Source organism: Streptomyces sp. NPDC016640, from assembly GCF_043076215.1.
Taxonomy (GTDB): domain Bacteria; phylum Actinomycetota; class Actinomycetes; order Streptomycetales; family Streptomycetaceae; genus Streptomyces.
This window is the reverse complement of sequence record NZ_JBIBRG010000007.1, coordinates 1-17,890: the sequence shown is the minus strand read 5'-3', so window position 1 is coordinate 17,890 and position 17,890 is coordinate 1. Positions and strand designations below refer to the sequence as shown.

15 protein-coding genes are annotated in these 17,890 nt (G+C 72.3%); 8 read left to right on the top strand and 7 right to left on the bottom strand.

The window, feature by feature from the left end:
- The first annotated feature begins 4 nt into the window (after positions 1–4).
- Positions 5–1,306, top strand: coding sequence for an NAD(P)/FAD-dependent oxidoreductase (locus tag ACF07S_RS16030; protein ID WP_391974401.1), 1,302 nt, complete (start codon positions 5–7; stop codon positions 1,304–1,306).
- A gap of 6 nt (positions 1,307–1,312) precedes the next feature.
- Here the strand turns inward: ACF07S_RS16030 and ACF07S_RS16025 are convergent, their stop codons facing one another.
- Complete coding sequence (locus ACF07S_RS16025) at positions 1,313–1,978, bottom strand: MerR family transcriptional regulator (RefSeq protein WP_391964710.1); 666 nt, start codon at positions 1,976–1,978, stop codon at positions 1,313–1,315.
- Positions 1,979–2,071: 93 nt separating this feature from the next.
- On the opposite strand from ACF07S_RS16025, the gene ACF07S_RS16020 reads away from it, so the two are divergent.
- The 7 genes from ACF07S_RS16020 to ACF07S_RS15990 all read left to right on the top strand — a co-directional run bounded on the left by ACF07S_RS16020 (position 2,072) and on the right by ACF07S_RS15990 (position 11,066).
- Complete coding sequence (locus ACF07S_RS16020; RefSeq protein WP_391964709.1) at positions 2,072–2,494, top strand: DUF3291 domain-containing protein; 423 nt, start codon at positions 2,072–2,074, stop codon at positions 2,492–2,494.
- 93 nt (positions 2,495–2,587) lie between these two features.
- Positions 2,588–4,078, top strand: a complete 1,491-nt coding sequence (locus ACF07S_RS16015) for an MFS transporter (protein ID WP_391964708.1) — start codon at positions 2,588–2,590, stop codon at positions 4,076–4,078.
- Positions 4,079–4,112: 34 nt separating this feature from the next.
- Complete coding sequence (locus ACF07S_RS16010; RefSeq protein WP_391974400.1) at positions 4,113–5,384, top strand: sensor histidine kinase; 1,272 nt, start codon at positions 4,113–4,115, stop codon at positions 5,382–5,384.
- A 273-nt stretch (positions 5,385–5,657) separates the two neighbouring features.
- Entirely contained in the window at positions 5,658–6,239 is a 582-nt protein-coding gene (locus tag ACF07S_RS16005; protein WP_391964706.1) for a response regulator, read from the top strand.
- Between the two features lie 151 nt (positions 6,240–6,390).
- Positions 6,391–8,100 (top strand): hypothetical protein, encoded by a 1,710-nt coding sequence (locus ACF07S_RS16000; RefSeq protein WP_391964705.1) that lies wholly within the window; start codon positions 6,391–6,393, stop codon positions 8,098–8,100.
- On the top strand, positions 8,097–9,407 hold the full coding sequence (locus tag ACF07S_RS15995; RefSeq protein WP_391974399.1) for a hypothetical protein: 1,311 nt from the start codon (positions 8,097–8,099) through the stop codon (positions 9,405–9,407). Before ACF07S_RS16000 ends, ACF07S_RS15995 begins: the two co-directional genes overlap by 4 nt.
- A gap of 3 nt (positions 9,408–9,410) precedes the next feature.
- On the top strand, positions 9,411–11,066 hold the full coding sequence (locus tag ACF07S_RS15990) for a nitrite/sulfite reductase (RefSeq protein WP_391964703.1): 1,656 nt from the start codon (positions 9,411–9,413) through the stop codon (positions 11,064–11,066).
- 676 nt (positions 11,067–11,742) lie between these two features.
- On the opposite strand, the gene ACF07S_RS15985 is transcribed toward ACF07S_RS15990, so the two are convergent.
- The 6 genes from ACF07S_RS15985 to ACF07S_RS15960 are packed head-to-tail and all read right to left on the bottom strand — an operon-like array spanning position 11,743 to position 17,488.
- Positions 11,743–12,642, bottom strand: a complete 900-nt coding sequence (locus ACF07S_RS15985) for an ABC transporter permease (RefSeq protein WP_391964702.1) — start codon at positions 12,640–12,642, stop codon at positions 11,743–11,745.
- Positions 12,629–13,438, bottom strand: a complete 810-nt coding sequence (locus ACF07S_RS15980) for an ABC transporter ATP-binding protein (protein ID WP_391964701.1) — start codon at positions 13,436–13,438, stop codon at positions 12,629–12,631. The genes ACF07S_RS15985 and ACF07S_RS15980 overlap by 14 nt, the downstream gene beginning before the upstream one ends.
- Positions 13,439–13,486: 48 nt before the next feature.
- Entirely contained in the window at positions 13,487–14,578 is a 1,092-nt protein-coding gene (locus ACF07S_RS15975) for an ABC transporter substrate-binding protein (RefSeq protein ID WP_391964700.1), read from the bottom strand.
- Positions 14,575–15,897, bottom strand: a complete 1,323-nt coding sequence (locus tag ACF07S_RS15970; protein ID WP_391964699.1) for a sulfate adenylyltransferase subunit 1 — start codon at positions 15,895–15,897, stop codon at positions 14,575–14,577. The genes ACF07S_RS15975 and ACF07S_RS15970 overlap by 4 nt, the downstream gene beginning before the upstream one ends.
- Positions 15,897–16,808 carry a sulfate adenylyltransferase subunit CysD gene (cysD, locus tag ACF07S_RS15965; protein ID WP_391964698.1) on the bottom strand — a complete coding sequence of 304 codons (912 nt, stop codon included), beginning with the start codon at positions 16,806–16,808 and terminating at the stop codon, positions 15,897–15,899. The genes ACF07S_RS15970 and cysD overlap by 1 nt, the downstream gene beginning before the upstream one ends.
- Positions 16,805–17,488 carry a phosphoadenylyl-sulfate reductase gene (locus ACF07S_RS15960; protein ID WP_391964697.1) on the bottom strand — a complete coding sequence of 228 codons (684 nt, stop codon included), beginning with the start codon at positions 17,486–17,488 and terminating at the stop codon, positions 16,805–16,807. Before ACF07S_RS15960 ends, cysD begins: the two co-directional genes overlap by 4 nt.
- Positions 17,489–17,890 lie beyond the last annotated feature (402 nt).

Below are 17,890 nucleotides of genomic sequence, written 5' to 3'. Positions count from 1 at the left end.
TCCCATGCCGCAGCACACCCCGCCGAGCGTCGCCGTGATCGGCGCCGGCCCCGCCGGCCTGTCCGCCGCCTACCACCTGCGCGAACGCGCCCGGATCACCGTCTTCGAACGCGAGACGCGCCCCGGCGGCCACGCCAACACGGTGGAGGTCGAGGAGAACGGCCGGGTGCTCGGCCTGGACACCGCGTTCATCGTCTTCAACCGGCGTTTCTACCCCCGGCTGTGCGGCTTCTTCGACGACCTCGGGGTCGAGATGGTCTCCCACCCGGGCGGTTTCACCTTCTTCGACCTGGACAGCGGACTGGAGTTCGGCACGGACGAACTCGAGCTCGACGAGGCGGCCGTCGAGGAACGCTACGCCGCGAGCCACCCGGGATTCCCGGACGTGTGGCGGGAGGTCCGCCGCTTCCACGAGGAGAGCCGCCGGGACTTCGCCCGCGGCCGGGCGAACATGTCCATGGGCGACTACCTGGACCGGGGCGGCTACAGCCAGGCGTTCCGCCACTCCTACCTGATCATGCTCTGCTCCGCCGTCTGGTCGGTGCCGGCGGAGCTGGTCTGGGAGATGCCGGCGGCCACCGTGATCGCCTTCTTCGTCGGTCACGACGAGGGGGGCCTCGGCGGGCGGCGGGTCGACTGGCGCACGGTGGGCGGCGGCTCGATCTCCTACGTCCGCAAGGCGCTCGCCGCCACCGGCCCGGACCTGCGGACCGGCGAACCCGCCACGGCCGTGCGGCAGGAGGCAGACGGCGTCGCCGTCACCACCGCCTCCGGCACCACGAGGTTCGACTACGCCGTCCTGGCCACCCACGCCGACGAGGCGGCGGCCCTGCTGGAGAACCCCACCGACGCGCAGCGGACGGCGCTGGAGGGGATCCGCTACAGCCGCTCGAAGGTCGTGCTCCACACCGACCCCGCGCTGATGCCCGGCGCCCGGGACGGCTGGACGGCCTGGAACTACGGCAAGGTACGGGCGGACGGCGGGACCCGCTGCTTCGTCACGTACTACCTGAACCGGCTGCAGGACTTCTCGGCCGAGCGGGACTACTTCGTCACCCTGGACCCGCCCCGCCCGATCGCCCCCGAGGCGGTCATCGCCGAGTTCGACTACACCCACCCGGTCATCGACATGGCGCTGCGCGAGCGGCAGTCCGTGATCCACGGGGCGAACGAGGGGACACGGGTGAAGCTGGCCGGGTCGTACTTCCACTCCCGGGAACTGGGCCCGGACCTGATCGGCTCGCACGAGGCCGCGTTCTCCGCCGGGGCGGACGCCGCGGCACGGCTCGTCGGCGAGCTGGCCTGAGCCCCCTCACCCCTCCCCGCCCCCGTCGGGGCTGCCGCTGAACAGGCGGGCCGACTTGTCCTCCTGGGCGAGGCGGCGGAGGGCGAGCAGGGCCGGTTCCAGCAGGACCGAGACCAGAACGGCGCGTTCGGCCAGCTCCAGCAGGCCGGACGCGCCGTTCATCTGTTTGACGTCGAGTTCCGACATGCGGTCCGTCAGCCGCGCGTAGGGCAGCAGGGACTGCCAGCCGATGCCCGAGTCCACGTCCTCCAGGGCGTCCAGGACGTCGCCGAGGGTCTGGATGGCGGCGGTGCCGGGGGACACCTCCCAGCCCATCTCGGTGATCAGCCGGCGGGCGGCGGTCACGCCCGCCGACTCCTCCTCGGACGTCTGCTCCTCCCGTGCCTGCTTCTGCAGCCGGGTGGCCGGCCGGGCGTCGGTCACGATGCCGAAGATCTGGTGCAGGTCGCCCTCCTCCGTGATGGCGCCGAGGATCTCCTTGACCGCGCTCACCGACAGGCGCCGCACGCCGAGCAGCGTGCGGATCAGCCGGAGGCGGCGCAGGTGCTCCTCGCCGTAGTCCGCCTGGTTGGCGGCCGTGGCCTGCCCCTGGGGGAGCAGGCCGTCCCGGAGGTAGTACTTGATCGTGGGGATGGACACCCCGCTGCGACGGCTGAGTTCCGAGATCTTCATCGAGCTCCACTTACCTACTGGATAACGGATAACGGATCGCGCTACTATCCATTATGAGCTAAGCCGGTCGTCTCCAGGAAGGTGGGCGTCGCAATGCCGACTCTCGGCTGGATCACCCCCAACCCCGCACCCCCGCACACGCGGGTCTTCGTCATGGCGTCGCGTTTCGAGCTGAAGTCGCTCAAGGACGTCCCGCAGTTCCTGATCAAGTCCCTGCGCTCCTGGAGCCAGGTGAAGACCGCGCGGGGCGTCCACGGGGCCTCGCTCATCGCGCAGCCCTTCGGGCGGGTCTTCTACACCCTGTCGGCCTGGGAGGACCGCGGCGCGCTGTACGCGTACGCGAAGGCCGACCCGCACGGCGAGGCGATGAGGGCGATGCGGCCGGCCTGCCGGCGGTCGACCTTCGTCTACTGGGAGGCGGACTCCGCCGACCTGCCGATCACCTGGGACGAGGCCAAGCGGCGCCTGGACGCCAAGGCGCGCGAGGACGCCGCCCCCGGCGACCGCGCCGCCTGAGCCCGGCCCCCGCACCGCCGGCCTCCCCCGCCCTTCCCACCCCGCCCCGCCCCCTTCCGCACCCACGCGGGTCCGCACACTGGAGGTTTTGTCATGAGCACGATCAAATCCGGGGAGGGCGGAGTCCTCCCCGGACTCCCCGCCCCGGGCACCGGAGCGCGCCGGACGCCCTTATGGCTGGTCATCGTCGCGTGCAGCCTGCCGATGTTCATGGTCGCCCTCGACAACCTCGTGGTGTCGACGGCCCTGCGGACCATGGCCGTCGACCTCGACGCCTCCACCACGCAACTGCAGTGGTTCGTCAACGCCTACGTCCTCAGCTTCGCCTGCCTGCTGCTGACCGGGGCCGCGCTGGGTGACCGTTTCGGCCGGCTGCGGGTCTTCGTCGCGGGCATCGTGCTGTTCACCCTGGCCTCGGTCGGCTGCGGCCTCGCCGACAGCAGCGGCCAGCTCATCCTCATGCGGGCGCTGCAGGGGCTCGGCGCCGCCGCCGTGATGCCGCTGTCGCTGACGCTGCTGGCGGAGGAGGTGCCGGAGAAGAAGCGCAATCTGGCCCTCGGGCTGTGGTCCGCGATCAGCGGTCTGGCCGTGGCGCTGGGGCCCGTGGTGGGCGGCGCGGTGGTCGACGGCCTCGACTGGCAGTGGATCTTCTGGATCAACGTCCCGGTGTGCGCGGTGGCCATCCCGCTGGCGCTCGCCGTGCTGCGCGAGAGCTCGCTGGCCGGCACCCGGCTCGACCTGCCCGGCATGCTGCTCGCGACCGCCGGACTCCTCGCGGTGGTCTGGGCGATCGTGAACGGCGAGGAGGAGGGCTGGAGCTCGGGCGTCATCCTGTCGGCGTTCGCCGGCGGCGCCGTCCTGCTGGCCCTGTTCGTGATGTGGGAGCGGCGCGCCCCGCAGCCGCTGCTGCCGCTGTCCTTCTACCGCGAACGCGCCTTCGTCTTCTCCAACCTGGTCTCCGCGACCATGTACTTCGGCGTCTTCGGATCCATCTTCCTGCTGGCGCAGTTCTTCCAGATCGCGCCGGTCCGCACCCCGCTGGAGGCCGGTGTCCTCACCCTGGCCTGGACCCTGATGCCCATGTTCGTCGCGCCGGTCGCCGGCGCCCTCACCGGCAAGGTGGGCGGCGGACGGCTGATGGCCCTCGGCCTCTTCCTCCAGGCGATCGGACTGGCCTGGATCAATCTGGTGGCCACCTCGGACACCCCGTACTCGCGTATGGTCGGCGCCATGGTCATCGCGGGTATCGGCATGGGCCTCGTCTTCGCACCGACCGCGGCGGTGGTACTGGGCTCGGTCGGGCCGCAGCACCGGGGCAAGGCGTCCGGCGCCAACAACACCGTCCGCGAGATCGGGGGTGCCCTCGGCACCGCCATTCTGAGCAGCGTCTTCATGCACTACGGCGACGACCGTACCGCTCAGGGGTTCGTCGACGGCATGCGTCCGGGCATCTGGATCGGCGTCGCCGTGGTCCTCGTGGGCGCCCTGTGCGCGCTCGCGATCCCGCGGCCCGGGCGGGACGTGCCGGCCGGCGCGGCCCGGCACCGGGAACCCGACCGCACACCCAGTTCGGCGACCCCGTAGGGCCGGTCGCCGTTCCCCCGGGAGCGGCGACCGAATGACGCAATCCACTCGAATCGCCAAGGACGACCTTCGAATCAGGGCTCAGGGGATCTTGATGCAGCTGCTGTCATCATGTCGCGCCAACGGACTCTGCCAGCCGGGCGTCAGCCGGCTGCTGGGGCTGCTGATCACCGCCGCGCTCACCGTGTCGATCCTCCTCCAGAGCGCACTGAGGGACCAGACCCACCCCGCCATGGAAGTGGTCGTGGTTCCGCTCCTGGCCGGGCTGCTGGTCGTCCTCCAGGTGGGCGTCTTCGTCACCCAGAGCCCCGGGCGCGACGGCGGTCCGGCCGGGAAGGCCGCCGTCGCGCTCGCCGCCCAGTGCCTGATCGTCATCGTGTCCGTGGTGGTGATCGACGTGGAGTTCTGCGTCCTGGCCGGCTATCTGGCGGGGTCCCTGCCCCTGGTGCTGCCGGCCCGGTTCGCCTGGCCGCTCTTCGCCTTCGTGGTGCTCACCGGCCCCGTCGCCGCGACCCGCGCGGACGGCTCCCTCATGCACCTCGTCCACATGTGCCTCGGCCTCATGGTCACGGGACTGATGGCCTTCACCCTGTCCAGCACCATGCTGACGGTGCGTCAGCTCAAGCAGTACCGTCAGGACTTCGCCCGCGCCGCCGTACTGAACGAGCAGTCCCGCTTCGCCCGCGACCTGCACGACCTGCTCGGCCACACCGTCTCGGCGCTGGCCCTGCGCGCCGAACTGCTGCACCGCACCTTCCAGTCCCGTCCGGACCTGGCCGCCGCGCAGACCGACCAACTGCTGTGCGCCGCACGGCAGTCGATGGCCGAGATACGGATGGCGGTGCATGGCTACCGCGAGTTACCGCTGTTCAGCGAGGTACGAGCGGCCGCCTCGCTGCTGAACGCCATGGGCATCAAGGTCACCGTGCGGGTGACCGCGCTGCCCTCCCCCGGCGAGGCCGGCACCGCGCTCGCCGCGGTCCTGCGGGAGTCGGTCACCAACCTGCTGCGCCACAGCGACGCCTCGCGCTGCGCCGTTGTCCTGACCGGCGGCCCCGGCACCGTACGCCTGGAGGTCCACAACGACGGCGCCGGCCGCGCGGGCCGCCGGACGTCCCGGGGCACCGGCAGCGGACTGGGCAACCTCACCCGGCGCGTGACCGACCTCGGCGGCACCCTCGACAGCCGGCTGTCCCCGAACGGGACGTTCAGGCTGGTGGCCGTGGTGCCCACCGCGGCCGTCTCCGTCCCGCCCGGTGACACACACCTGCACACCACGGCACCCGGCATGGCCAACGTGGCGTAGCGGCGCCCGTTCACCGGGGGACCGGACACGGCCCCCGCCGACGGACCGGACACGGTCCGTCCACGTACCGGACACGGTCCGTCGAAACACCGGACACGATCCGTCGAAGTACCGCACACGGTCCGTCGAAATACCGGTCGCAGGTCGTTGCAATACCGGACACGACTTTCCCCGACACGTTCACGCCTCGCATGTCTATGATTCTGGCCAAGGCCTGGACAGTCTGCGGGGGGGATGTGTGTGATACGTGTTCTCTTGGCGGAAGATGTGCAAATGGTGCGGGAGGCGCTGGCCGCACTGCTCGAACTCGAGGACGACATAAAGGTGGTGGCCGAAGTCGGCTCCGGCGAGGACGTCCTCGACGCGGCCAAGGGGACCTGCCCCGACCTCGTGATCGTGGACGTCAACATGCCCGGCCTCGACGGACTCACCGCCGCCGAGCGGCTGCGCGACCAGCTGCCCGACTCCCGCATCCTGGTGCTGACGGTCCTGGACGCGCCCAATATCCTGCGCCGCGCGCAGGACGTCCGGGTCGACGGCTACCTCGTCAAGAACGCACCGGTGGAACATCTTGTCAAGGCCGTACGGCAGATCATGGCCGGCGAGCGCGTCATCGCACCGGAACTGGCCCTGGCCGCGTGGGAGGGCCAGGCCAGCCCGCTCACCGCGCGCGAGGCCGACGTGCTCCGGCTCGCGGCCGCGGGGGCCGAGACGGCCGAGATCGCCGAACACCTGCACCTCTCCCCCGGCACCGTGCGCAACTACATGACCACCATCGTCGCCAAACTTGACGCGCGTAACCGTCTCGACGCCATCCGCGTCGCGCGCGACGCGGGCTGGCTCCTCAACTCCTGACGACCGGCCGGAAGTCGCACCCCATCACAGCGTCAGGGGCGCGTCAGCGGGCTCTGGGAAGGTACCGGCGCAAGTTCGGACACCACCACAGCTCCGCGAGAGGAGCGAGCGCGACGTGCGACGATTCAGCCCCGGACAGTCAGGCAGACCAATGCGCCTGGCCGTCTGTCTCACCGCGGCCGGCCTGACAGCTGCTCTGCTGACGGGTTCCGGCAACGCATCCGCTTCACCCGAGCCCGAGCGGACGGCGTCGAAGTTCACCGCCAACGACGGCATCACCTACACGGCCACCAACCACATGCTGCCCGCCGCCGACGGACGCGGACGCGAGTGGATGCTCACCTGGGCCGGTTCGGCGGACCCGACCAAGCCGGACTTCCTCGCCGTGGTCGACGCCACGCGCAACTCGCGGACGTACGGCGAGGTCGTCAACACCGTGACCATGGGCCCGGGTCTGTCCAACGAGCCGCACCACATGCAGTACGTGTGGCACAAGGGCGACCGGCTCTACGCGGGCGGCCTGCTCGCGGACACCGTCTACGTCTTCGACACCAAGGCGCTGCCGGCCCTGAAGCTGGTGGGCGTCAACTCGACGGTCGACACGCCGTGCGGCACCGCGCCCGACGCCTTCCAGGTGCTGCGCGACGGGACCGCGTACGCCACCTACCTCGGCGGACCGGATGTGCCCGGCCCCTGCACGTACACCAACGGCGAGGTCCGTGAGGGCAACGGCGCGGCCGGATCGCCGGGCGAGATCGTGCGGATGGACGAGAACGGCCGGACCCTCGCCGAGATCCCGGCGGCGCTCGCCGAGGGCGAGGACCCCGAGCAGTGCGGCAACGTGCCGAAGCTGGAGAAGGCCACCTGCGCCAACCCGCACGGCATCATGGTCAGCGAAGAGCGCAACATCATGGTGGCGAGCGACTTCGTCGAGGCGCGCCACTTCCTGAGCCCCAAGCTGCCCGACCAGGCGAGTCTCGCCCGCCAGACGGTCCGCGTCTGGGACATCACCGACCGCAACGACCCCGAGCTGCTCTCCGTCAGCAAGATGCCCGACGGACCGCGCGCCGCGCGTGAGAAGCACAAGATGTGGCACGAGTCCCGGGTCGTCATGGAGCCCGCGCTGCCCCACAAGAAGCACCACAAGGGCGCGTTCGCCTCGTCCATGCTCGGTGGCGCGATCTTCTACGCGCCCGACGTGACGGTGCCCGACCCCAAGTGGCGTGAGGTCTTCGACGACACCACGGCCTACCGCAAGGCCGGTGCCGACCGGGACGTCACGGGCGCCGGTGACGCGGGCAGCTGGCTGATGGTCAGCCCCGACGACCGTTACCTGTTCCACACGGTGATGGGCCAGTCGACGCCGTACGGCGCGCCGCTCGACAAGACCACCGGCATGGTCTATGTGCTGGACATCCGCAAGCTGCTCGCCGCGGGCGACGACCCCAAGTGCGACATCGACTCCATCGACGAGGCCTACCGCGGCGGCAAGGAACGCGACTGCCCGGCGGTCACCTCCGCGATGCCGATCCGCGACACCACCGACGGCGGCCCGCACTGGGGCGCCATGGACAACTTCAAGCAGGTGCGCGGCGGTCTCTACAAGGAGACGGAGCGCATCGGCCGGATCGCCACCTCGAACTACTTCATCGCCGGGTCGTTCAGCGGTGACGGCAACCACGAGGTGTGCATGTACGACCTCAGCGGGTCGGGCAGGCTGCGCCAGGACATGAGGTTCCGGGACGAGAACACGGGCCGGCCCTGCGTGGACTTCGACCGGACGTCGTGGCCGCACGGCGAGACCGGACCGGCCCGCCCGCACGGGATCCTGTTCACCGTCAGCGACAGCGTGCTGAAATGACCGGATCCGTCCGGACCCAGGTGCCCGCCGCCGTTCCCCCGGGCGGCGGGCACCTGCCCCATGTCCAGGAGTCGTCGTCGGCCTGGGGGATCCTGCCGCCGCTCGCGCTCGCCGCCGTCGTGGGCCTGGTGTGCGCCGCCGTCCTGTTCCGCAGGAAGACGCTGGCGCGCCGCTACGTGGTGGCCTCCTGCACCGTCTTCGCCCTGGTCCTCTCCCTCGTCCTGGTCGCGGCCCTGCGGCCGCGGGACGAGCCGCACACCGCCGCCGCGCACGGGGCGGCCGCGGCGGACGAGCGGCCGTCCCGGCCCGGCACCCCGGTGCTGCGGACGCTGCGGCTGAGCGGCAAACAGGTGGGGGTGCTGGTGGTGCCGGGACGCCCCGGCCGCAACCTGGTGGGGATCGGGGCGGACGACGCCCGTGCCGGAACCGCCGGCGGCGGCCCTCTCCGGAAGGGACAGCGGCGTCCCGGCAGCGCGCAGACCTGGGTCTCCGTGAACCTGCCGGAGGGCAGCAGCACGCTGTGGGTCTCCGCGGGCGGCGAGAGGAAATCACTGGCGGTGGACACCGGCTCCGGCCGCCCGGCCGCAGTCGGGGCCCTGGACTCCGCCGACGGCCCCGAGTGCGCCGCCGCGGCGGCGGGCGCGCTGGTCGCGGGGTCGGACCGGCCGCTCACCACCTGCCCCTCCGACCGGCTCACCGCACGGGACGCCGAAGCGCTGCGCGCCACGGTCCGGTTCATCGCCGGCCGCGGCGACCGGTCCGTGGGGCTCGTCTCCGACGGCTCGCCGCGCGGCAGGACGGCGGCCGCCGTCGTCCGTTCCGCGGCCCGTCAGGAGGGCGTCGCCCTCGCCGCCCCCGGGAAGGGGCGTCCGGTGCTGGTCACGGCGGGGTGGGCCGAGGCCACCTCGGTGACCGGCGCCGTGGAGAGCGGCAGGACCCGCGCCCAGGGCGTCTACCTCGCCCCCTGGCTGCTGGCCCGTTCGGTGCTGACCCCCAGCGCGGGCCAGCTGATACCGCTGCGTTTCACACCGCGCACCGAGCAGGCCATGGCCTACGCCGAGGCGCTGGCCGCACGGCTGCCCGGGGAGTACCCCTCCGGCAGCGGATACGCGGCGTGGCAGCGGGCCCGTGGCGAGGAGCCGGAACCACGGCCCCGGCTGTTCGCCGCGTCCACCGCCTACGTGCCCGGGACCATGACCTCCGCGGACGGCGGGGGCACGAGCGGTCACCATCACTCGGCGGCCGTGGCCGACTGGCTGCCGTCGGGGATGATCTCGCCGGTCAGCGGACCGATGAGGGAGGGATGAGCGATGACCCGGGACCGCAAGCGAGCCGAGGGCCAGTGGGCGCTCGGCGAACGGGAACCGCTGAACGCCAACGAGCGGTTCAAGCAGGCCGAGGATCCGCTGCTGGTGCGCGAGCGCATCGAGAGGACCTATGCGCGGGAGGGCTTCGCCTCCATCCCGCCGGACGATCTGCGGGGCCGGTTCCGCTGGTGGGGGCTCTACACCCAGCGGCGGCCCGGCATCGACGGCGGGCGCACCGCGACCCTCGCCCCGGAGGAGCTCGACGACGAGTACTTCATGCTCCGGGTGCGGGTCGACGGGGGCGGGCTGGACGTCGGGCAGCTGCGCGAGATCGCCGCGCTGTCCACCGAGTTCGCGCGTGACACCGCCGACATCACCGACCGGCAGAACATCCAGTTCCACTGGATCCGCATCGAGGACGTGCCCGAGATCTGGCGCCGTCTCGAGGCGGTGGGGCTGTCCACCACGGAGGCGTGCGGGGACTGCCCGCGGGTCGTGCTCGGCAGCCCGGTCGCCGGGGTGAGCGCCGACGAGGTCCTGGACGCGACCCCGGCGATCGGGGAGATCACCGAGCGCTTCGTCGGCGACCCCTCGCTGTCCAATCTGCCCCGCAAGTTCAAGTCCTCCGTGTCCTGGCTTCCCGATGTGCCCTACCAGATCCACGACCTGTCCTTCCTCGGCGTCGAACACCCCGGCCACGGGCCGGGGTTCGACCTGTGGGTCGGTGGCGGGCTGTCGACGAACCCGCGGCTGGCGGACCGGGCCGGCGCCTGGGTGCCGCTGTCCGAGGTGGCCGAGGTCTGGGCGGGAGTGGCCGGGCTCTTCCGCGACTACGGCTACCGGCGGCTGCGCAACCGGGCCCGGCTGAAGTTCCTGGTCGCCGACTGGGGGGTGGAGCGGTTCCGGCAGGTGCTGGAGGAGGAGTACCTGGGGCGGCGGCTGCTCGACGGGCCGGCGCCGGTGCTGCCCGCCTCGCCGGTCGACCACATCGGGGTGCACAAGCAGCGGGACGGCCGGTACTACGTCGGTGCCGCGCCGGTGGTGGGGCGGGTCTCCGGCACCCGTCTGGCCGCGCTCGCGGACGCCGCCGCGGCGCACGGCTCGGACCGCGTCCGGCTCACTCCGTACCAGAAGGTCCTGGTCCTGGACGTGGCGGACCCGGAGCCGCTGGTACGTGACCTCGAGGCGCTCGACCTGCGGGTGGACGCCTCGCCCTGGCGGCGCGCCACCATGGCGTGCACCGGTCTGGAGTACTGCAAGCTCGCGATCGTCGAGACCAAGGCCCGTGCCGCCGAACTGGTGGCCGAGCTGGAGCGGCGGCTCGGGGACCAGCGGGCGGACATCACCGTCAACCTCAACGGCTGCCCGAACGCGTGTGCGCGCACGCAGGTCGCGGACATCGGGCTGAAGGGCCAGCTCCTCACGGGCCCGGACGGCGCCCAGGCGGAGGGCTTCCAGGTCCATCTGGGCGGTGCGCTGTCGCTGTCCCAGGAGGACGACCCGGCCTTCGGCCGCAAGCCGCGCGGCGTGAAGGTGCTCGCGGCCGAACTGCCGGACTTCGTGGAAGGGCTGGTGCGCAGGTACCGGGCCGGCCGGGCCGACGAGTCGGAGACCTTCGCCCAGTGGGTCACCCGCGTCGACGAGTCCCAGCTGACCTGACACCGTCCCGCTCCCGCGGCGCCCACGGACCACCACCGGTGCGGTCCGTGGGCGCCGGCGTGTGCGCCACGGCCACAAGCGTGCCCACCGGCACGAGCGCACGCCGCCCACGGACCCGCCCGCTCACCACCCACGCGCCATCGCCACGAGGCCCGCCCGTCCACCTGTGTGCCCTCACCACGAGACCCGCCCACCTGTGTGCCCTCACCACGAAGCCCCCGCCCACCTGTGTGCCCTCACCACGAAGCCCCCGCCCACATGTGTGCGCCACCACGAGTCCTCTCTCCACGGTCCCCCGCCGCTCGGCACCGGCACGGCACGGCACCGTCGTCCCACGCTCCCCGGACCGACCCCCGGGAACCGGGGGGAACGACGCCTTGCGCGTGCGGCGGCCGCACGGGACGTGGGCACGATCGCCCGCGGGCGGTACCCACCGGCCCGGCCGCCGGGGCCGGTTCGGGCAGCCGACGGTGGCCGTGGGGGCGCAGGCGTGTGAGGTGGGGTGCTCACGCGGGGCCGCGGGCAAGAGGGGGGCGGCCTCCGGCTGGTGCCGGAGGCCGCCCCGTGAGGTGGTGGTACCGGAGGCGGCCACGGGCCACGGTGCACCGTCGCACCGCACTCCCGCGCCGTGTCAACGACCCCGCGGCCGCCTCCGGGCTGTGGCGCCGGTGCGGTGTCAGCCGCGCGGCGCGAGGCCGCGGCTGCGCAGTACCCGGCGTTCCAGCGGGCTGAAGACCAGCAGGTCGATCAGCACGCCGACGGCGAGGATCAGGAGGATCCCGAAGAACACGCCGGGCAGGTCGATGGCCTCCCGGGAGTTCGCCAGATAGCGGCCGAGGCCGACTCCCAGGTCCGGCGACGAGGCGATCAGCTCCGTCGCCATCAGGGACCGCCAGGAGAAGGCCCAGCCCTGTTTGAGGCCGGCCGTGTACCCGGGCAGTGCGGCGGGCAGCACGACGTACCGCGCCCCGCGCAGCCCCGTCGCCCCGATCGTCCGCCCCGCGCGCAGGTACAGCGGGGGCACCTGGTCGATGCCGGAGACCAGCCCCACGGCGATCGACGGCACCGCGCCGAGCAGGATCACCGTGTACATCGCCGCGTCGCTCAGCCCGAACCAGATGATCGCGGCGGGCACCCAGGCCACGGAGGGCAGGGACTGCAGCCCGGACAGGACGGGGCTCACGGTGGCGCGGACGAACGGGACGCGGGCCACGATCAGGCCCAGCGGCGTCCCGATGGCCAGCGCGGCCAGGAAGCCCAGCAGTCCGCGCTCCAGGCTGGTCCAGACGATCTCGAAGAGCGTGCCCTGCCGCCACAGTACGAGGAAGCTGTCGCCGACCGCGCGCGGACTCGGCAGCCGGTCCTCGGACACCAGCCCGCCGGTGTGCAGCAGTTGCCAGACCGCGAGGACGGCGCCGGCGCCCAGCAGCGGCGGTGCCACCTTCTGCCGCAGCACCTGGTGGACCGGGACCCGGGACGCGGGTTCCGTCTCCAGGGAGTCCAGGCCCGCCTCCAGCCCCGCCAGTTCCTCGTCGGAACCCGCCGGCCCGGCCGTACGGGTGTCAGTGCCGCCCATGACGCCGGATCTCCTTCCGCAGCTGCTCGGTGATCTCGGCGGACAGTTCGGCCACCGCGGGGTCCTCGGTGCGGCGCGGCTGGGGCATGCCGACGCTCCACTCACGGGCGATGCGGCCGGGCCGGCAGGACAGCAGGACGACGCGCTGCGCCAGCCGCACCGCCTCGCGCACGTTGTGCGTGACGAACAGGACCGAGACGCCCGTGTTCTGCCAGATCCGGGCGAGCTCCTCGTGCAGGACGTCCCGGGTGATGGCGTCCAGCGCGGCGAACGGCTCGTCCATCAGCAGTACGTCCGAGTCCTGGGCGAGGGCCCGGGCGAGGGCGACGCGCTGGCGCATGCCGCCGGACAGTTCGTGGATCCGCTTGTCGTAGGCGTCCTGCAGCCGTACCAGGCCGAGCAGTTCCTCCGCCCGGGGACGGCGCTCGGGTCTGGGCACGCCGCGCAGCCTGAGCACCAGTTCGATGTTCCTGCCCGCCGTCAGCCACGGGAACAGCGCGTGGTCCTGGAACATCAGGGCGGGCCGGCCCCCGGCCACCTCGATCCGGCCGGAGGACGGCTCGTCCAGCCCGGCCACCAGGTTGAGCAGGGTGGACTTGCCGCATCCGGAGGCCCCGAGCAGACAGATGAACTCGCCCGGGGCGACGTCGAGGCTGATGTCCTGCAGGACCGTCTGGACGCCTCCGGGCCGGACGAAGGTCTTGTGGGCGCCGACCACACGGACGGCCGGTGTGCTGGGTGTCGGGGCGGCCGCGCCGGACGCAGCGTCCTGCTCCGTGATCGTTGTCGGGTGCACTGGGTCAGCTCCTGGGTGCGGGTGCGGCGGTCAGCGCGCTGCCTCGCCTCATGACACGCCGAGTCCGGCGTCGTCGGCGGCCGGCCGGCCCGCTGCCGCGCGCAGCGTGTTCAGCATGCCGAGGTCGTAGATGCCGTGCAGATCGGGCCGTTCCATCAGCCCTGCGCGGACGGCGTGTTCGGCCTGGGTGCCGAGGGTGCCGGCCAGGGGGTCGTCGGTGAAGGTGAGGGACGGCCAGGCCGCGTCGATGATCTCGTCCGGCAGTGCCGTGCCGGTCAGCCGGCGCAGTGCCGCGTTGGCGGAGTCCTTCGCCGGGCCGGGCCGGCTGTTGATCCACTCGTTGGTCCGCACCGAACCGCGCACGACCGCCTCGACGACGTCCCGGTGCTCCCGCAGGAAGCGCTGCGACACCACGAGATGGGTGATCACGAACTGCCGGTCCGGCCACAGGTCCGCCTCGTCCAGCAGCACCTTCGCGCCCTCGGCGACCAGCAGGGAGGCCGTCGGCTCCGGGACCCAGGCGCCGTCGACGGATCCCGACCGGTAGGCGGAGGGCGCCAGCCGGTTGTCGGTGCGCACCACGGACACGTCGCCGCGCCCGGAGGCGGGATCGACGTGCCAGCCCTGCCGGGAGATCCAGTGCAGCAGGGCCACGTCCTGGGTGTTGCCCAGTTGCGGGCTGGCGATGCGCCTGCCCCTGACGTCGGCCGGGGTTTTGATCTTCTCGGGGTTCACGACGAGTCTGACCCCGCGCGACGTGGCCCCGGCGACGACGCGCAGGCTCTTCCCGCCCGACTTGGTGAAGCTGTTGACCGCCGGTGACGGTCCCATCCAGGCGAGGTCGATGGAGCCGGAGGTCAGTGCCTCGACCGCGGCGGGTCCCGCGTTGAACGTGGCGGTCGACAGCTTCGTACCGCCCAGTTCCCGCTGGATGATCCCCTCGTGCACGCCGACCAGCGCGGTGGCGTGCGTGAGGTTGGGGAAGTAGCCGACCCGCACTTCGCCGGCGGACAGTCTCCGGCCCGTGGGCGCGACCCCGGTTCCCGTGTCGATCCGCTCGGATCCGTAGCCGCAGCCGGCGAGGACGAGCAGGGCGAGCAGGCCGGCCACGGCGGCGCGCAGGCGTCCGGTACCGCTCATGCGCCGGGTCCTCCTGGGGCGCGCGTGGCGAACGACCCGCCGGCCATGCCCGCGGTCAGGGTCGCGCCGTCGGCCGGGTCGATCAGCAGGAACGAGCCGGTGCGGCGCGAGACGGCGTAGGGGTCCAGGGCGACGGGTTCGGCGGTGCGCAGGCGGATCCGGCCGATGTCGTTGACGACCAGCCGGCCGGGCTCGGGGTGCCGGTCGAGCGGGTCGAGCGTCACCCGGCTCGTTATCTCCCGCACCACCGCCTGCACGGTCCTGGTGGTGTGCTTGAGCAGCACCTTGCGGCCCGGGACCAGCGGCTGGTCGACGAGGTGGCAGACGGTGGCCTCGATGTCGCGGGTCACCGTCGGCGCGGCGCCCGCGGCGGCGATGAGGTCACCGCGGGAGACGTCCAGGTCGTCGGCGAGCAGCACGGTCACCGACTGCGGCGCGCGGGCCGATTCGACCCGCTCGCCCAGGAGGTCGATGCCGCTGATGACCGACCGGTGCCCCGACGGCAGCACCACGACGTCCTGGCCGACCCGCAGGGTGCCGGCGGCGATCAGGCCGGCGTAGCCCCGGTAGTCGGGGTGCTCGGCGGTCTGCGGCCGGATGACGTACTGCACCGGGAAGCGGGCCGGGGCGTGGGCCGGTTCGGCCGTCACCCGGACGGTCTCCAGGTGCTCCAGCATGGTGGGGCCGCCGTACCAGTCCATGCGCGCCGAGGGTGCGACCACGTTGTCGCCGTTGAGCGCCGACATCGGGATGGCGGTCACGGTGGGCACGCCGAGTTCCCGCGCGTAGGCGGTGAACTCGTCGGCGATGTCCGCGAACGCGGCCTCGGCGTGGCCGACCAGGTCCATCTTGTTCACCGCGAGGACCACGTGGGGGACCCCCAGCAGCGCGGCGACCGCCGCGTGCCGGCGCGTCTGCTCCACCACGCCGTGCCGGGCGTCGACCAGCACGATCACGAGCTCCGCGGTGGACGCCCCGGTGACCATGTTCCGCGTGTACTGCACATGGCCCGGGGTGTCGGCCAGGATGAAGCTGCGGCGGGCCGTGGCGAAGTACCGGTACGCCACGTCGATGGTGATGCCCTGTTCGCGTTCGGCGCGCAGCCCGTCGGTGAGCAGTGCCAGGTCCGGGGCCTGCTGACCGCGTGAGCGGGAGGCGCGCTCGACGGCCTCCAACTGGTCGGCCAGGAGCGACTTGGAGTCGTGCAGCATCCGCCCGACCAGCGTCGACTTCCCGTCGTCGACGGAGCCGGCCGTGGCGAACCGCAGCAGGGTGGCGTGGTGTTCGGCGGTGGCGTGGTGTTCCGTGCCCGTCGTCATCAGAAGTACCCCTCGCGCTTGCGGTCCTCCATGGCGGCTTCCGACATCCGGTCGTCCGCCCGGGTGGCGCCCCGCTCGGTGAGCCGTGACGCCGCTATCTCCGCGATCACCGCGTACGGGTCGCCGGCACGGGAGTCCACCGCGCCCGTGCAGGACATGTCGCCGACGGTGCGGTAGCGCACGGTCCGCCGCTCCACCGGCTCGCCGTCCTTGGGCCCGCCCCACTCCCCCGCGGTCAGCCACATGCCGCCGCGCAGGAAGACGTCGCGTTCGTGCGCGTAGTAGATGGAGGGGACCTCGATGCCGCTGCGGGCGATGTACCGCCACACGTCCAGCTCGGTCCAGTTGGACAGCGGGAACACCCGTACGTGCTCGCCGGGGGCGTGCCGGCCGTTGTACAGCTGCCACAGTTCCGGCCGCTGCCGGCGCGGGTCCCAGCCGCCGAACTCGTCGCGCAGGCTGAAGACCCGTTCCTTGGCCCGGGCCTTCTCCTCGTCCCGGCGGCCGCCGCCGAACACCGCGTCGAAGCGGTGGGTCCGGATCGCCTCGACGAGCGGCACGGTCTGCAGCGGGTTGCGGGTGCCGTCGGGACGCTCCTTGAGCTGCCCGCGGTCGATGTGCTCCTGCACGGAGGCCACATGGAGCCGCAGCCCGTGCCGGGCCACCGTCCGGTCGCGGTAGTCGAGGACCTCGGGGAAGTTGTGCCCGGTGTCGACGTGCAGCAGGGAGAACGGCAGCGGCGCCGGGGCGAAGGCCTTCAGCGCCAGGTGCAGCATGACGATGGAGTCCTTGCCGCCGGAGAACAGGATGACGGGGCGCTCCAACTCGCCCGCCACCTCACGGAAGATGTGCACCGCCTCGGATTCGAGTGCGTCCAGGTGCCGTACGGGGATGTCTGTCTCGGTCGTCATGTGTGGAGCCCGCATTCCGTCTTGGCGCGCCCGGTCCAGCGGCCGGCCCGGACGTCCTCGCCCGGGAGCAGCCGCCGGGTGCAGGGAGCACATCCCACTGAGCCGTAGCCGTCCGAGAGCAATGGATTGACCAGTACTCCGTGTTCGGCGATGTACGTGTCCACGTCCTCGCGGGTCCATCGGGCGATGGGCGAGATCTTCACTTTCCGCCGCCGGGCGTCCCAGTCGACGACCGGCGTCCCGGCACGCTGCGCCGAGTCGAACCGGCGCAGTCCGGTGACCCAGGCGTCGTACCGGGCCAGCCCTTCCTCCAGTGGCCGGACCTTGCGCAGCTCGCAGCACCGGTCGGGGTCGCGGCGGTGCAGTTCCGGCCCGTGCTCGGCGTCCTGCTCGGCCACCGTCTGCCGGGGCCGGAGGGTGACGAGGTTGACGTCCAGGACCGCGTCGACCGCGTCCCGGGTGCCGAGGGTCTCGGGGAAGTGGTAGCCGGTGTCGAGGAAGACGACGTCCACTCCCGGCGCGACCCGCGCGGCGAGATGCGCCACCACGGCGTCCTCCATCGAGGAGGTGACGCACAGGCGCGAGCCGAAGGTGTCCACGGCCCAGCGCAGGATCTCCAGCGCCGGTGCCCCTTCCAGCTCCGTCCCGGCACGGATCGCCAGTTGCTGGAATTCGTGCATCTGTAGCCCTCTCGATACGTCCCCGGGCGAGGCGCGAGGAAAGACGGGTGGAGAGCGCGCGTCCATGCCTCACCGGGCTGTTGAACGGCAGGCGCAGGCTAACCGGGCCGGTGTACACGTCGCTGACGTCGCACTGACCCCGCGCCTCGAGCGGCGGTCGGCCGCGTCCGCCCAGCGGGCCGTCAGCGCGCGGTCAGTGGCTGCTGCCAGCATCCGGCTCTCGAAGCTGCCCGCGAGCGAGTAGAGAAGAGGCCCCGACATGGTGTCCACGGGAGCATCGGTGCGTCGGGCACCCGGCACGGCCGAGGTCCGCCGGCTCGACCGGGTGATCATCAGGTTCGCGGGGGACTCGGGTGACGGGATGCAGCTCACCGGTGACCGTTTCACCTCGGAGACCGCCTC

Excerpts from the sequence above, each read along its gene's own strand:
- ACF07S_RS16025 (WP_391964710.1), bottom strand. The coding sequence starts at position 1,978 with ATGAAGATCTCGGAACTCAGCCGTCGCAGCGGGGTGTCCATCCCCACG.
- ACF07S_RS15975 (WP_391964700.1), bottom strand. The coding sequence starts at position 14,578 with ATGAGCGGTACCGGACGCCTGCGCGCCGCCGTGGCCGGCCTGCTCGCC.
- ACF07S_RS16030 (WP_391974401.1), top strand. The coding sequence starts at position 5 with ATGCCGCAGCACACCCCGCCGAGCGTCGCCGTGATCGGCGCCGGCCCC.
- ACF07S_RS15970 (WP_391964699.1), bottom strand. The coding sequence starts at position 15,897 with ATGACGACGGGCACGGAACACCACGCCACCGCCGAACACCACGCCACC.
- ACF07S_RS16015 (WP_391964708.1), top strand. The coding sequence starts at position 2,588 with ATGAGCACGATCAAATCCGGGGAGGGCGGAGTCCTCCCCGGACTCCCC.
- ACF07S_RS16005 (WP_391964706.1), top strand. The coding sequence starts at position 5,658 with ATGGTGCGGGAGGCGCTGGCCGCACTGCTCGAACTCGAGGACGACATA.
- ACF07S_RS16010 (WP_391974400.1), top strand. The coding sequence starts at position 4,113 with ATGACGCAATCCACTCGAATCGCCAAGGACGACCTTCGAATCAGGGCT.
- ACF07S_RS16000 (WP_391964705.1), top strand. The coding sequence starts at position 6,391 with ATGCGCCTGGCCGTCTGTCTCACCGCGGCCGGCCTGACAGCTGCTCTG.
- ACF07S_RS16020 (WP_391964709.1), top strand. The coding sequence starts at position 2,072 with ATGCCGACTCTCGGCTGGATCACCCCCAACCCCGCACCCCCGCACACG.
- ACF07S_RS15985 (WP_391964702.1), bottom strand. The coding sequence starts at position 12,642 with ATGGGCGGCACTGACACCCGTACGGCCGGGCCGGCGGGTTCCGACGAG.
- cysD (WP_391964698.1), bottom strand. The coding sequence starts at position 16,808 with ATGACGACCGAGACAGACATCCCCGTACGGCACCTGGACGCACTCGAA.
- ACF07S_RS15960 (WP_391964697.1), bottom strand. The coding sequence starts at position 17,488 with ATGCACGAATTCCAGCAACTGGCGATCCGTGCCGGGACGGAGCTGGAA.
- ACF07S_RS15995 (WP_391974399.1), top strand. The coding sequence starts at position 8,097 with ATGACCGGATCCGTCCGGACCCAGGTGCCCGCCGCCGTTCCCCCGGGC.
- ACF07S_RS15990 (WP_391964703.1), top strand. The coding sequence starts at position 9,411 with ATGACCCGGGACCGCAAGCGAGCCGAGGGCCAGTGGGCGCTCGGCGAA.